Below are 13,654 nucleotides of genomic sequence, written 5' to 3' on the forward strand. Positions count from 1 at the left end.
TCTCACCTGTCGTCGCGCTCATCTGGTACGTCTTTGGAAGTCGGACGGAAGACGGATGCAATGGCCGAGTCGCCGTTGCGAGCGTCAACGTCGCGCTGACCGAAACCGATCGGGACGTCCAGAACCTCAAGGAGACCCTCGAGGGCGACGACGGACTCACCGTGGTCACCATCGGACTGGGAGCCGCCGTCGGCCTCGGGACGTCCGGCGTCTGGACCGTCTAGGAAATCGAGCGCGCCGAGAAGTAGACCGAACTACTGCGGATCGAACGGGCCATGCTGACCGACTTGCAGGACACGACGCTCCAGCAGCGACGGGCAGACACCCGCAAGAACAACGCCGTCGCGAGCGGTATCAGCCTGCTAGTCGGTGTTATTCTTCTGTTACTTCCGTTTCTCGCCCACGGCGTCCGCTTCTCGCTGCTCGAGGCGACGCTGGCCGCGGTCGCCATCGGTGTGGCCGTCCGCTTTACGTTCAGGGCGTATCTCGGCTTGATCTCGCGGTAAAACTGGATCGTCGCCGGCGTTCGAATGGGGCTCGCTGGCGTCGTGGTCGCTGTGCTCACCCTGTTTTTGCCCGGATAAGCGGAAATTAAGGACGGTCGATCCCATTAGAGCGTCGCGGCGATCGGTCTCGAGCGCACCAGCCGGCCGACGATTCGAACGATGTAGTAGCCCCAGACGCCGAGCAACACGGCATAGCCGGGGCCATGAAGGAGCACCGACCACGACCGACCCTGGTAGACGAAGCCGACGCCGACGGCCAGCACCGCCGCATTCCAGAGCAGGACGGTCGATGGGCCGACGACCGACGGAACGGAGTCGCCGGCGAGGAGCGCTGCGGAGCGGTCCGACGCTCCCGGCTTCAGCTCGGCGTTTGACGGTCGCTCGAGGGGATGAACGGCGAGTAGCGAGCCGGCCAGCGCGACGGGGAGCGCCCAGCCCGTAAAGAGGAAGTGAAGCGCGCCGGCCTCGATCCACGCGCGAGGAACACCGAGCGGGACGCCGAACAGGATGAACGGCGCGACGCTCGCCGGCGCGAGGACCCAGAGCTGTGCGGCGAGGATCGAGCGGGCGATCCCGTCGGGCGTACCCGCCAGATAGGTCCGCGCGAGCGTGTAGATGTACAGCAGATAGCCGCCGGCGTACAGCGCGAGGCCGACGCCGGTGACCGCCCAGCCCACGGCGAGGACCGGACCGAAGACGAGCGGACCGATCCCGAGTGCAAACAGGACGAAAGAGGAGCGCTGCAGACGGTCGCTGTACAGTTCGGTGTCGACGAGCCGGGGAAACAGGTCGTACAGCGTCCCGATCGCCGCGAGCCCGAAGAAGCCCCACGCGTTGGCGTGGACGTGCGCCTCTCGAAGCCCGGCCCAACCGCCAGGAACGGGGACGCTGTGGCTGAACAACCCGAACGCGAACGAGAGCCCGCACAGATAGACGAGCGGCGAGAGCAGGTAGAAGCCGACGGTCGGGTTCCGAACCCGACGCCCGTCGCTGTGCCGGACCATGCCGAGTACGACGGCGAACAGCCACAGCGCGAGCAGCCAGACCGCGGCGAGTCCGACGTCGAACGCGAGTGGCGAACCGACGGCGCGGCCGTACCAGGCAAGGAAGAGCGCGCCGTTTAGCCCGAGAAAGCGCGCTCGAGTCGCACCTCTCGACGGAACCGGCTGCTCGAGTTTCCGGGCGGCCAGTGTGGGGAGCGTGCCGAATAGTAACTGGGTGAACGCGCCGATCGTGACGAAGTGGATGTGCGTCCACGTGAGCCACGACACCCGGGGCACGAGCGCGAACTGCTGGAGCCCCTGATAGAGCGCGAGCGCGAACCCGGCGATCAGAAAGAGGAGGGCTGCAAAGTGAAACGGGGTCGGCGATAGCGCGGTCTCGTCGCCCGTTCGGCGGCCGACGGGACGTTCGGAAGCGGACCCGCGCGGTTCGGGCGGCGCGTCTTCTGTCATACGCGTTCGAACGAGCGGCGAGGGTTTCTCCGTTGTCGCGAACATCTTGGAGGATGCGAACGTGTTCGGCGGAGCCGCTCTCGCGGGTCGCCGTCGCCGAACTGGCGACGATGAACTCCGCCTCGATCGCCGCGAGCATCGACGAGCGACGACGGGAGCCGGTTAGCCGACGTATCTCAGACGTATCAGTCGTCTCGAGTGTCACCCTAACTGCCGATAGCGGTTATGTCGCTCGTCGTGGGATATCCACGCAGCCATGCCAGTCGAAAACCTCGCCCGGAGCGACGTGATCACGGCCCCGCCCGACGAGTCGATTCGCGACCTCGCGGCGACGATGCAGGACGAAGCCGTCGGCAGCGTGGTCATCACCGACGACGGGACGCCGGCGGGCATCGTCACCGACCGAGATCTGGTGACGCAGGTGCTCGCTGCCGGAACAGATCCGGACGACGTCGTCGCCGAGGACGTGATGGCCGATGACCCGCATACCATCGACCACGACGCTGGTTTCTACCAGGCGACGGAGTTGATGAGCGAACGCGGCGTTCGACGACTTCCGGTCACGGGACCGGACGGCGAACTGGCGGGCATCATCACGGTCGACGACCTGAACGAACTGCTCGCCGACGAACATCAGGAACTGGCGGAGATCATCCGAAAACAGCGACCGCCGTACTGAACACTCGTCGTCGATGCGACCGTCGGCGGTGCTCGTCACGATACGGAGCGGCCGGGTCGACCTGCCGGTCGAACGAACACAGCGGTGTGTACATCGATCGGCGAATTCCACTCGAGCAGTTCCTAGCCACCGCGTCTGGATCGATCGGCGCGGCGTCTGTCGCACGCTGGTGCCAGTGCGTTCGATCGGCGGTCGAGTAATCCTGTACGCGACAGTTGTATTGTTTGAAATAGGCACTACTGACTGCAGTAGGAAAACAACCACACGCCGATGTTGCTCGAAAGAAGATCGATAGCTGACGTTGTGGAACCCGTTCGGTTGTCTCCGCCCTCACCCTCTCCCCATTGTATTGTATAGTGTTTGCAAAACCTTTAAACGCCGCCGGTTCGTACGGAGGGTAATGGCAACTGAGACGAACCACGACGCAGCCGGAGAGTCGACCGACGACCCCGTCTTCATCGAGGGCGAGGGCCACCTCGAGACGGTCGTCGACGAACACGACGTCGTCCTTGCGGACTTCTATGCCGACTGGTGTGGCCCCTGTCAGATGCTCGAGCCGGTCCTCGAACGACTGGCGGATGAGACCGAAGCGGTGATCGCCAAGATCGACGTCGACGCGAACCAGCAACTCGCCGGCGCGTACGGCGTTCGGGGCGTCCCGACGCTCGCGCTGTTCGCGGACGGCGAGCAGGTCGAACAACACACCGGCGCGCTGCCGGCGGACCGCCTGCGAAGTCTGATCGAGGGATACACGGCCGAATGAACGGCTCGAACGGCGACACCGAGACCGTCCGCGACGTGGTCATCGTCGGCTCGGGCGTGGCCGGCCTCTCGGCCGCAGTCTATGCCGCGCGGGCCGACCTCGAGCCGCTGGTGCTCGAAGGGCCGGAGCCGGGTGGCCAGCTGACGCTGACGACCGACGTGGAGAACTACCTCGGCTTCCCCGAGGGCGTCGGCGGCATGGAGCTAATCCAGCGCGGCAAAGAGCAGGCCGAGCGGTTCGGGGCCGAGTTCAGCCACGGCACCGTCGAACGGACGACGCTCGACGAGCGGCCGTTCGAACTCGAGCTCTCGAGTGGCGATGTCCTGCGGACGCGGGCGCTGATCGTCGCGACCGGCGCGAGCGCCCGCTTGGTCGGTGCCGAGAACGAAGACGAACTGATGGGCTATGGCCTCTCGACGTGTGCGACCTGTGACGGCGCGTTCCACCGCGGCGACGACGTGCTCGTGATCGGCGGCGGCGACAGCGCGATGGAGGAGGCGCTCTTCCTCACGAAGTTCGCCGACAGCGTAACGGTCGTCCACCGCCGCGACGAACTGCGCGCCTCCGAGGTCATGGCCCGACGTGCCCGCGACAACGAGACGATCGACTTTCGCTGGAACACGGAACTGCTCGAGATCCACGGCTCACAGGAGGCGGGCGTCACCGGCGCGACGCTGGTGTCCCATCCCGACGGACACCCGACCGAGAAACTCGAAGTAGGCGACGAGGTCGAGCGCGAGGGGGTCGCCGTCGGCGGGATCTTCTACGGCGTCGGCCACGTCCCGAACACGGACTTTCTCGCGGACACCGCCGTCAAACTCGATGCGTCGGACCACCTGCGGACGCTCGAGGGGCGGACAACCGAGACCGCGGTCCCGGGTGTCTTCGGTGCCGGCGACGTGGCGGACCCCGAGTACCGGCAGGCCATCACGGCCGCGGGAACCGGTAGCATGGCCGCCCTCGACGCCGAGGCGTGGCTCGACGAGCGAGCGGCGGACGGCCGATCAGCGGACACCGCCGAGGCCCTGGCGGACGACTAGCGCGGCCAGACGAGCGAGCGCGTCGGTCTCGGCGGCTCCCGCTCACTGTTCTCGCGGACCTGGTACTTACATGTCGCGGCCAGTGGTGAATGGGTCTGCCCATGTACGAGACGATCCTCATCGCGACGGACGGGAGTGCTCCCGCGGAGCGGGCGGCGGATCACGCACTCGACCTCGCGTCGACGTTCGACGCCGACCTCCACGCGCTGTCCGTCGTCGACACGCGACGGTACGGCGGATCGATGGTGTCGGACGCGGACGCGGTCACCGCGGACTTAGCAGAGCGCAGCCGCGAACTGCTCGACAACATCGCGGCTCGAGCCGACGTGAACGTGACGACCGAACTCCGCAGCGGCCGTCCCTCCCAACTGATCGGCGAGTACGCCGACGAGATCGACGCCGATCTGGTCGTCATCGGCAATCGCGGCCTCGGCTCCGGCGGCGAGATCGGCAGCACCGCCGAACGGGTCGTCAGATACGTCAACCGACCGGTGATCACGGCCTGAGGGGATGTGCAAGCGGCCCCTCGAGTGACTCGCCTTCGTCAGGGCCGTCGAGTACGGCGAGGCGCTCACTCGACCGCGGCGAGTACGTCCGAGACGAGTTCGCACTCGTAGTAGCGGATCGTCTCGCTGTGGGCATCGTACTCGATGAGTCCGCGTTCCTCGAGCAGCGGGAGGTGGACGTGAGCGAGGTCCAGCGCCCAGTCCTCGGCGGTCATCGATCCGGTCGCCGATACGGACTCGAGCAGCGACTCGCGGTCTAACCAGTCTCGCTCCGCTGTGTCGAGGGTCCGAACGACGGTCCGGCGATCGGAATCGGCGAGCAACGACAGGATCTTGTCAACGTCACACGTACAGCGGACGGTGCCGTCCGAATCGACAATCTGGCACTCGCTCATGGTTCGGTCGACGTGTCGGGACTGTCGAATAAAGCCACACAGCGAGTTCCCACGCGATGAAAGCACCAGTCCGGCCGGACTGTTCGTCCAGATAACCGAACGGCCGGCATTAGTCGATCGTTACCCGCCCGGTAACCGACGCCGGCTCGAGTTCGTAGAGCGCAAACTCGACGTCTTCGACTGCCTCGTCGAACAGGCGAAACGGCGGGAACCACTCGTTGAGCGTCGTCTCGTCGACGTCGCGGTCCGACCGGCAGACGGGGCCGCGGACGTGAACGCTCCAGGAATCGTCAGCCGTCGTCTCGTGGCAGATGAACGTGGCGGTGTCGGTAGTCTCTAAATACCGGCGCTTCTCGGCGTCGCCGTCGTGATCGCTCATGCGAAGCAGGAACCGGTCTCCGTCGTAGTGGTAGTGCAGCGACACCGCGTACGCGTCGTCGCCGTCAGCCAGCGCGAGGACACCGTGACTGCCGGTTCGCAGACGATCCTCGAGCTCAGCGTCGTTCATCCCCGTCGTGTAGACGTAGTTGGCATGTTCCATATCGAACGAAACGGGACGAAACGCCAAGTACGCTTAGCAGGCGCGCTCGAGAGCAGCGGCCTCGAGTGTCACGTCCTCGAGTCGGCCCGGCCGATGGGTGCTCACTCCTCGCGGTATCGTGTCGGCACGTACGCGAGGGCGGGGTTCGGGAGCTTCGAGACGACGTCCCTATTGAACAGTGTCTCGGCGATCCGCGGGAGGAGCCGACGGACGGCGGTGTAGACGACCGCCACGGCCAGCGAAGCGACGACGAGCCACTGGAGACTCCCCTCGAGCGTGTACAACAGCGGGACGGCGAGCGTCACCGAGAGCAGGAGGTCCTCGGGTGCGCCGTCGTAGCGGACCCACCGGTACGGTGCGATCCACCGCTCGCGGTAGTGGTCGTAGACGCCGCGATCCGAGGTCCCCTCCCACGGACGCAATTCGAGGCCGCCGCCGAAGACGTCCGTGACGCTGTGGACGGCCGCGGCGAGCAGGAATACGGCCGCTGCGACCGTTGCCGCCGTCGGCAAGAGGAGAGCAAGCGTCGCGACCGCCACGGCGAGCGTCGAGAAGTACACCGGGTAGTGCAGCGTCTTCCGGTGGCCGACGTACATATCGAAGTCCGGGAAGACGCCGCCGAGAAAGCCCGCGACGAGTGCCGCGGTGCCGACCTCCGGCATCGCGAGCGCGACCGGGAGCGCGAGCACCAGCCCGGTGAACGCGTGGGTAGGGAGCATCATCGTGTCCCATTGCAGGGGTCGGGACCGTTTCAACGCATCGGTGACTCGAGTGCCGTCCGCCGGCGGATCACGATCCCGATGCCGACCGACCGACGACCAGCATCGGCACGTCGACCGTCCGCAGCAGGGTCGAGGTCACGCTGCCGAGGAGTTGCCGGCCGAGGTTCGAGCGGCCGTGAGACCCCATCACGATCAGATCGATATCGCGGTCGGCGACGTATTCGCGGATACCCGCGGCGGCACCCTCACCCGCGGTCGTCCGGACGACGTCGGTCGTGACCGTCAGTTCGGGTGCCGTCTCGCCGATCGCGTTCGCGGCCGCGTCGACGGCCTCGGTCCCCTGGGCCTCGAGGCGCTCGACGAAGTCGGTCTCGAGGCCGCCGGCGCTGAACACGCCGCCCGCGCTCTGGAGGTCGACGACGTTCAGCACGTGGACAGCCGTGTCGCAGTGACTGGCGATCGTCGTTCCGTGTTCGACGGCCCGTTCGGCGTTCTCGCTCCCATCGGTCAGGACGAGGACGCGTTCGTAGTCGGCGGCCGGTGTCGCCGCCGCGTCGCCGGCCGGGACGACGAAGACGGGCACCTCGCTACTGTGGAGGACGTGTTCCGTGACGCCGCCGAGCAGTCGTTTGCCGAGCCCCGTCAGCCCCTGTCGTCCGATGACAAGCAGCGTCGCGTCCGCCTCGTCCGCGTACTCGCAGATCCGAGCACCGGGCCGTCCCTCCCGCAGTTCCGTCGTCACCGGTTGGTCGAGAGCCGAAGCGAGGTCCTCGATCTCCGCGAGGACCGACTCGCCGCGCTCTCGAAGCCGTGTTTCTTCGTCGGCCGACGCCGCGAGCCGGAGCGATTTCCGTTCGACGACGTAGAGCACGTCCACGGTCGCGTCGACGACGGTCGCCAGTTCGAGACCCCGCTGTGCGGCTCGCGTGGCCTCCTCGCTCCCGTCGACGGCGATCACGATATGGTCGGTCATTCGTGGAACGACTTCGACCTCCGCACCCTTCACTATTGGCGGCGGTCTCGAACAGTGGGAGTGTCGCGACTACCGGCACAGATGGTCTTCCGGTGGACCCACCAGAAGGCAGTTCCGGCGTTCCCGGATCCGCTGCCGGGGGCGTCGGTAACTAGTTCCAAGGGATCGTCTCAGTCGACGATCAGCACTTTCGCCGTCGCCTCCTCAGCGACCTGCTTCGAGACGCTCCCGCGGACGAGGTGGTCGAGTTCCCTGTGTCTCCCCATCACGATCAGATCGATATCGTGATCGGCCGCGTATCCAAGGATTGCCTTGCCCCTGAGGCCGTGGGTTACGCACTCTTCGACGCGGTCGACGCCGGCCTCGAGCGCCCGTTCGCGGACGTAGTCGACCGCCTGCCGGCCGATCGTCTCGAGGTCCGCGAAGGCGATTCCCGGGGCGATCGCGGCGGAATTGATCACGTAGAGCGCGTGAAGCGTCGCGTCGGTTTCGGCCGCGAGTTCGATCGCTTCGTCGATCGCCCGTTCGGTGCTCTCGCGGCCGTCGGTCGGGATGAGTACGTCGTGATACATGCGACGCAGTCCACCGAGGAGCCAGATAAGGGCTGGTCCCGCGCGACTGCACGCGCCGGTTACGCGGTCAACACCGGCCGATCGGCCGAGCGGACGACCCGTTCTGCGGTGCTGCCGATTTTCCCGTCGCGGCTGTGGCTCTGGCCCTGATAGCCGATCGCGATGAGATCGGCGTCGACGGCGTCGGCCCGCTTTCGGATCTCCTCCCAGGGGCGACCGTGACAGAGACACGTCGACGCGTCGATCCCGTAGTTGTCGGCGCGGTCGGCGAGCTCCGAAAGCAGGTCCTGACCGCGATCCTCGAGGTCGTTGAGCACGATCTCGGCGCTGCTTAGCGCCGGTTCGCCGTAGCGGTGTGTCTCGACGCAGTAGAGGAACTCCAGCTGCGAGCCGTACTCGTCGGCCAGCGCCAGCGTGTGTTCGACGGCGCGGTTCGCCGGGTCGCTGCCGTCCGCGGAAACGAGGATCGTTTCATACATCACTGGGTCAACACTTCTGACGCGAGGTCGAGGGAAATAGCTTTCACCACATCCGCTGACAGGTCCGTCAGATGACCGTCGGCGAGTCCGGATCGCCGGTTACGTCGTCCAGCCGACGAACGGCTCCGCGATCGGAGAACTCGCCGAACCGGTCGTGGTCGCCGGCGCGCGGCTCACCCAGCGCCCACACCGCGCTGTGTCACTCCGCCCCCGGCTCGCGTCGCGCGACCATACCCAGGCTAATCCAGGAGACGACGACGTCACCGTCCTGGGTGATTCCCTCGAGTCGACTGTCGACGTACCCTCGCTGGGGGTCGCTTTCGGAGACGCGCTTGTCGATCACTTCGGTCCTGATCGAGAGCGTATCGCCCGGTTTCACGGGTTGTTTCCACCGGAGTTCGTCGACGCCGCGAGCGCCCATGCTCGCTTGATCCTGGATCGGACCGTCGACGAGCAGTCGCATACACATCGCGGCGGTGTGCCAGCCAGAGGCGACGAGTTCCCCGAACGCGGAGTCCTCGGCTGCGTCTTCGTCGACGTGAAATGGTTGTGGATCGTACATTTCGGCGAAGTCGATGATTTCCTCTTTCGTGACGTGATACTCGCCGAATTCGTTGGTGTCCCCGATCTCGATGTCCTCGTAATAGCGCATCGCCGAGTGGTGTGGGACGGACCAGCAAGAACTTGTGGGCCGAGGCAGAGTCGCCCGCTGTCGTGGACTCTTGCATCGAGGTGGGGACCGTCAGCGTTCGGTGCCCCGACCGGCGTCAACTCGTCGACCGCTCGACGTCGCAAGCCGACTCGAGCGGTCGTTGGTCCTGCATCCGCAGGTGGAGGGCGACCGCGCAGGCCGCGGCGATCAGCCCGGCGACCGTTGCGATGGCGAACGCGACCCGGTAGCCGAACTCCGTGTAGGTCCGAGTGCCGTTGACGGTCTGACCGGTCCAATAGACATCGAGCGCGGCTCCGAGAACGACGGGGAAAACGGCCGCGCCGATCCAGCCCATCGTGTTGATCAGGCCGATGACGGTGCCGCTCGCCCCCTCCGGATGGCGCTCCTTGATAACCGCAAAGGCAAGCGGCAGCCCGCCGCGCAGGACCCGCGAGAAGAGGAAGATCACGCCGACGAATAGCAGAGGGAGGGTCCCGAAGAAGGCGAAGACGCCCCAGGTGAGCCCGAAGACGACCGTCGAGAGGACGATGAGCCCGGTGCGTCTGCCCGATCGATCGGAGAGCCAGCCGAACAGCGTCGGGCCGATCATGCCGCCGACGTTGCCTACGAGAAGGTAGACCGACGCCTCGGTCACGGTCACGTTGTCGTGGGTCTGGACCAAATACGGGATCCCCCACAGGCCGAAGATGGTGATCCCGATACCGGTCATGAAAAAGAGCATCGTCCCGAGCAGCCAGGTCTCGGGTTCTCGAACCGCGTCCGCGACGTACCGCTTGAGCGTCGCGGCCGAGGTCACGTCCGGCCGATCGGGCACGTTCTCGAGTGGCGGTAGGCCCGCGTCTGACGGTGAATCGTGAGCGAAGAGGGCGATGCCGACGGCGACCGCGAGTCCGATCACACCGAGACCGAGCATCGAGTTCCGCCAGCCGACGGTCGTGACGGCGACCGCCAGCGGCGTCGTCGCGGCCAGTCCGCCCAGAATGCCGACGCTGAATGTCACGCCGGTCATCGTCCCAAACTCGTCCGGCCGGAACCAGTTCGCACAGAACCGCAACACCGCGACGAACAGCACGCTGGCCCCGAGTCCGATACACAGTCGCCCGACGAACGCCAGCGCGTACGTCGGTGCGACGCCGAACGCTATCGCCCCGGCGCTCATCAGGACCGTCCCCGCCGCTGCGATCACACGTGCCCCGTAGCGGTCCGTCAGCAGTCCGGCTGGCACCTGGAAGACCGCGTAGAGGTAGAAAAACGACGAGTGGAGCAGCCCCAGACTCGTCGCCGTCGTATCGAACGACCGCATCAACTGTTCGGACAGGACCGCGGTCGATGTGCGATAGAGGCTTACGAGGAAGAACGCCCCGACGAGCAACCCCCACCCGAACCACCGTCGCCGATACGGATCCGAGAGTGGATTCACCTGCGGACCTTTGCTATCGGTTATACTAAATCTAGGTCCGAATCCGGAGCGTCAGAGCTTCTATAGCGTTAAACTAACTCGAGACGCCACGAATGATGAGTGTTCACTCTCCTCACGGAAGGTAGACCACCCAGATTCGTCGTCCTCGGATTCAGACGCGTTCGGCGTTCCAAGGCGGCACCGTTGAACTGGTCTCCGTGCTCCGGTCTCTGCGCTCGCTACTACCGTACCGGCTTTCACAACACCTATGCGTCGCCGCACGGGGGATTTCTGTATGCACCTCGAGGATCGATCCGTTCTCGTTACCGGCGGGGCGGGGTTCATCGGTTCGAATCTGGCGAACCACCTGGCCGAGGAAAACGACGTGACCGTCATTGACGACTGCTATCTGGGGACGCCGGAGAACCTCTCCGACAGCGTCGAATTCGTCGATGCGAGCGTGCTCGACGACGACCTGCCGACCGACGTAGACGTCGTCTTCCATCTGGCGGCGCTGTCGTCGTACGCGATGCACGAAGAGGATCCTACGACGGGGGCGCGGGTCAACGTCGAGGGATTCGTCAACGTCGTCGAACAGGCCCGACAGGACGGCTGTGAGACGGTCGTCTACGCGTCGACCTCGTCGATCTACGGCAGCCGGACCGAGCCCTCGCCGGAGGACATGCCGGTGGCGGTCAACACCGGCTACGAGGCCTCGAAGCTCGCCCGCGAGCGCTACGGCGAGTACTTCGCCAACCATTACGATATGACTGCGGCCGGCATGCGCTTTTTCTCCGTCTATCAGGGCTACGGCGGAGCCGAGGAACACAAAGGCGAGTACGCCAACGTGATCGCCCAGTTCGCCGACGATATCGCCAACGGCGAGCCGCCTGTCCTCTACGGCGACGGGACCCAGACCCGCGATTTCACACACGTCTCCGATATCGTCCGCGGCCTCGAGTTAGCCGCCGCGCACGAACTCGACGGGATCTACAACCTTGGAACCGGCGAGGCCTACGACTTCAACACCGTCGTCGAGATGCTAACCGACGAACTCGGGACCGACATCGAGCCCGAATACGTCGAGAACCCGATCCCCGAGTCGGTGTACGTCCACGACACGTGCGCCGATTCCTCGAAGATCCGGGACGAAACCGGCTGGGAGCCCGAAATCGACTTCGAAGAGGGGATTCGGCGGGTCTGTGCGCAGTATACGGACGACTAACAGGAACGGCAGGAAACGGCGGCCGTAACCGGCCCGCTCGAGACGGGTCTCGCGCGACGGCGTACGTAGCAGAGCACCTCGAGCGAGAGACACCCACGTGAAACCGGATGGCAACGCGGGCCGCCAGACGCCCGACGGGAGTCAGTCGACCGGCTCGAGTCGGGAGCGTGGATAGGCCACGAGCGACGGGGCGTCCGCCGCTCGATCGGCGCGTACGCGCTCGCCGACATCCCACGGGTCCAGGTCGCGGATCTCGTCGCCGTAACGCAGTTCGAGCCCGAGGTCGTTGACCGTGACGACGATTTCGTCGTCCCACTCGTCGTTCCGCGGCGTATCGCCGCTCGGCCGTCGATACGCGGTGGCAATGGTCTCTGCCGCTCCGGTGGCCCACTCCGCAGCCGTCAGTCCGGTATAGCAGACGACGAAAAGGAGACCGGAGCGGTCGTCAGCGCGAACGCGGTCTCCCGGACGGATCGCCCGGCCGTCGTTGCTCGAGGACGTCATGGCCGTCACTGTCGAGTGTCGACGGCAGACGGCTTGAAACTCACGCCGGAACCCGACGGCAGTCGTTAGTGCGGCAGTCGTCGATGGGGGATGTTATCAATCGAAATTCCTGCACGAATCTCCGGAAACGCCGGGAGGTCGTGTCTACACCGACCGTTATTATCGAGGGCCAACTGACGACATCGACGAATGTCGAACGCGACGGACCAGACGGTAGCCAGTCGACGATGCGATAAGAAAGATCGTCCAGCCGCGATTCGGGCCCGGACGGGAGCCTTTCCACGATCCGTACGGCCGTGCTGGCGGAACCAGGTTCACGAAACTCGATTACTCGAGTTCCGATACTTGGCCTTCGCACGCCACCGTTGTGGCGACGTTCCGGATCGCTACGGGTCTCCTTCGAGGCGTTCATCTCGTGTCCGTGTTATCGGACCTTCGGTTATGCCTCGAGCAGCCGTCGGTTCGATCGGGTTATCAGACCGACGGGAGCCGTCCGGTTGGCCCTCGCGACTGGACTACATTACATGGTACGTCACCACATGACATAAGCGTTTTTCCGTGCTCTCTGACCGGTCCGGAAAACGGCCGCTCGAAGATCGCACCGCTCGACGCCGATGCGACCGGAACGGTCCACGTCGAAGATTAGACGGTGGCCGTCTTTGAAGTCGACGATTCTACGTCCGTTCGTAAGCGACGCGGTCGATTACGCTCTGCACTACGTCGCGCTTCAACCGGGCATGACCGTCGCGCCGTTCGTCCGAAAACGTTAGAGTTCGACCGTTCCGATCCAGCGATCGCTCCCATGCACAGGGCAGAACGTCCGGTGGTTGCGGTCACAGGTAGGGTCCATACACCACCCACACGCGCACCACCGCTGGAGGGATCGGTCCGGAATCGTGTGCCGACACAGCGTACAGGTAGCTTTCATAGTGTATGGTACTACCTAGCACAGCATAGCTGTTTCTACGTTCCCCCTCAGCTCTCGTCGCCGAGTACGGAGTCCACTCCCGATTCCGCCAAGGTACTGTTAAGGACACTCGCGGTGAACGATATCATATGGCATACGAACTGCAATGCGATCGGTGTGCGTTCGATCAAGAATTCACCGACTGGGCCGACGCGAATCGGGCCGCCAGTACCCACGAGGCCGACAACCCGACTCACTGGGTGACCATCGTCGAGAGTCGATCCGCCTGAGCCGAGCGATTCGGGCAAGCGACGAA

At 65.3% G+C, this 13,654-nt stretch carries 17 protein-coding genes and 1 pseudogene; 7 read left to right on the forward strand and 11 right to left on the reverse strand.

The genetic code is table 11. The features are described 5' to 3' along the window. Window positions 1–149: 149 nt before the first annotated feature. A pseudogene (locus ACJ70B_RS00655) lies at window positions 150–584 on the forward strand (VIT1/CCC1 transporter family protein); the annotation flags it as partial. A gap of 26 nt (window positions 585–610) precedes the next feature. Here the strand turns inward: ACJ70B_RS00655 and ACJ70B_RS00660 are convergent. Beyond that, window positions 611–1,960 carry a hypothetical protein gene (locus tag ACJ70B_RS00660; RefSeq protein ID WP_408958493.1) on the reverse strand — a complete coding sequence of 450 codons (1,350 nt, stop codon included), beginning with the start codon at window positions 1,958–1,960 and terminating at the stop codon, window positions 611–613. 256 nt (window positions 1,961–2,216) lie between these two features. Between ACJ70B_RS00660 and ACJ70B_RS00665 the strand changes: the two genes are divergently transcribed. From ACJ70B_RS00665 to ACJ70B_RS00680, 4 genes are all read left to right on the forward strand, one after another. Beyond that, the gene (locus tag ACJ70B_RS00665; protein ID WP_408958494.1) at window positions 2,217–2,639 is read left to right on the forward strand and encodes a CBS domain-containing protein; all 423 of its coding nucleotides are present in this window, start codon (window positions 2,217–2,219) and stop codon (window positions 2,637–2,639) included. 400 nt (window positions 2,640–3,039) lie between these two features. Beyond that, the gene (gene trxA, locus ACJ70B_RS00670; RefSeq protein ID WP_408958495.1) at window positions 3,040–3,402 is read left to right on the forward strand and encodes a thioredoxin; all 363 of its coding nucleotides are present in this window, start codon (window positions 3,040–3,042) and stop codon (window positions 3,400–3,402) included. Then, window positions 3,399–4,442 carry an NAD(P)/FAD-dependent oxidoreductase gene (locus tag ACJ70B_RS00675; RefSeq protein WP_408958496.1) on the forward strand — a complete coding sequence of 348 codons (1,044 nt, stop codon included), beginning with the start codon at window positions 3,399–3,401 and terminating at the stop codon, window positions 4,440–4,442. The genes trxA and ACJ70B_RS00675 overlap by 4 nt, the downstream gene beginning before the upstream one ends. A 101-nt stretch (window positions 4,443–4,543) precedes the next feature. After that, on the forward strand, window positions 4,544–4,948 hold the full coding sequence (locus ACJ70B_RS00680; RefSeq protein ID WP_408958497.1) for a universal stress protein: 405 nt from the start codon (window positions 4,544–4,546) through the stop codon (window positions 4,946–4,948). Window positions 4,949–5,013: 65 nt separating this feature from the next. Here the strand turns inward: ACJ70B_RS00680 and ACJ70B_RS00685 are convergent, their stop codons facing one another. From ACJ70B_RS00685 to ACJ70B_RS00725, 9 genes are all read right to left on the reverse strand, one after another. Next, window positions 5,014–5,343, reverse strand: coding sequence for an ArsR family transcriptional regulator (locus tag ACJ70B_RS00685; protein WP_408958498.1), 330 nt, complete (start codon window positions 5,341–5,343; stop codon window positions 5,014–5,016). 109 nt (window positions 5,344–5,452) lie between these two features. Continuing rightward, entirely contained in the window at window positions 5,453–5,884 is a 432-nt protein-coding gene (locus ACJ70B_RS00690; protein ID WP_408958499.1) for a pyridoxamine 5'-phosphate oxidase family protein, read from the reverse strand. 101 nt (window positions 5,885–5,985) lie between these two features. Beyond that, on the reverse strand, window positions 5,986–6,606 hold the full coding sequence (locus tag ACJ70B_RS00695) for a metal-dependent hydrolase (protein ID WP_408958500.1): 621 nt from the start codon (window positions 6,604–6,606) through the stop codon (window positions 5,986–5,988). A 67-nt stretch (window positions 6,607–6,673) separates the two neighbouring features. Beyond that, a complete protein-coding gene (locus ACJ70B_RS00700) occupies window positions 6,674–7,579 on the reverse strand; it encodes a universal stress protein (RefSeq protein ID WP_408958501.1) in 906 nt (301 codons plus the stop codon). Window positions 7,580–7,749: 170 nt separating this feature from the next. Then, window positions 7,750–8,151: a universal stress protein gene (locus ACJ70B_RS00705; protein WP_408958502.1), complete on the reverse strand. Its 402-nt coding sequence runs from the start codon at window positions 8,149–8,151 to the stop codon at window positions 7,750–7,752. A 59-nt stretch (window positions 8,152–8,210) separates the two neighbouring features. Continuing rightward, window positions 8,211–8,630 carry a universal stress protein gene (locus ACJ70B_RS00710; protein WP_408960138.1) on the reverse strand — a complete coding sequence of 140 codons (420 nt, stop codon included), beginning with the start codon at window positions 8,628–8,630 and terminating at the stop codon, window positions 8,211–8,213. Between the two features lie 67 nt (window positions 8,631–8,697). Further along, the gene (locus ACJ70B_RS00715) at window positions 8,698–8,820 is read right to left on the reverse strand and encodes a hypothetical protein (protein ID WP_408958503.1); all 123 of its coding nucleotides are present in this window, start codon (window positions 8,818–8,820) and stop codon (window positions 8,698–8,700) included. A 9-nt stretch (window positions 8,821–8,829) separates the two neighbouring features. Continuing rightward, window positions 8,830–9,282, reverse strand: coding sequence for a MaoC family dehydratase (locus ACJ70B_RS00720; protein ID WP_408958504.1), 453 nt, complete (start codon window positions 9,280–9,282; stop codon window positions 8,830–8,832). Window positions 9,283–9,397: 115 nt separating this feature from the next. Continuing rightward, a complete protein-coding gene (locus ACJ70B_RS00725; protein WP_408958505.1) occupies window positions 9,398–10,723 on the reverse strand; it encodes an MFS transporter in 1,326 nt (441 codons plus the stop codon). Window positions 10,724–10,997: 274 nt separating this feature from the next. On the opposite strand from ACJ70B_RS00725, the gene ACJ70B_RS00730 reads away from it, so the two are divergent. After that, window positions 10,998–11,927: an NAD-dependent epimerase/dehydratase family protein gene (locus ACJ70B_RS00730; protein WP_408958506.1), complete on the forward strand. Its 930-nt coding sequence runs from the start codon at window positions 10,998–11,000 to the stop codon at window positions 11,925–11,927. Between the two features lie 141 nt (window positions 11,928–12,068). Here the strand turns inward: ACJ70B_RS00730 and ACJ70B_RS00735 are convergent, their stop codons facing one another. Further along, window positions 12,069–12,431, reverse strand: a complete 363-nt coding sequence (locus ACJ70B_RS00735) for a hypothetical protein (protein WP_408958507.1) — start codon at window positions 12,429–12,431, stop codon at window positions 12,069–12,071. Window positions 12,432–13,487: 1,056 nt separating this feature from the next. On the opposite strand from ACJ70B_RS00735, the gene ACJ70B_RS00740 reads away from it, so the two are divergent. After that, window positions 13,488–13,628, forward strand: coding sequence for a hypothetical protein (locus ACJ70B_RS00740; protein ID WP_408958508.1), 141 nt, complete (start codon window positions 13,488–13,490; stop codon window positions 13,626–13,628). Window positions 13,629–13,654 lie beyond the last annotated feature (26 nt).

Source organism: Natrinema sp. 74, from assembly GCF_046097095.1.
Lineage (GTDB): Archaea > Halobacteriota > Halobacteria > Halobacteriales > Natrialbaceae > Natrinema.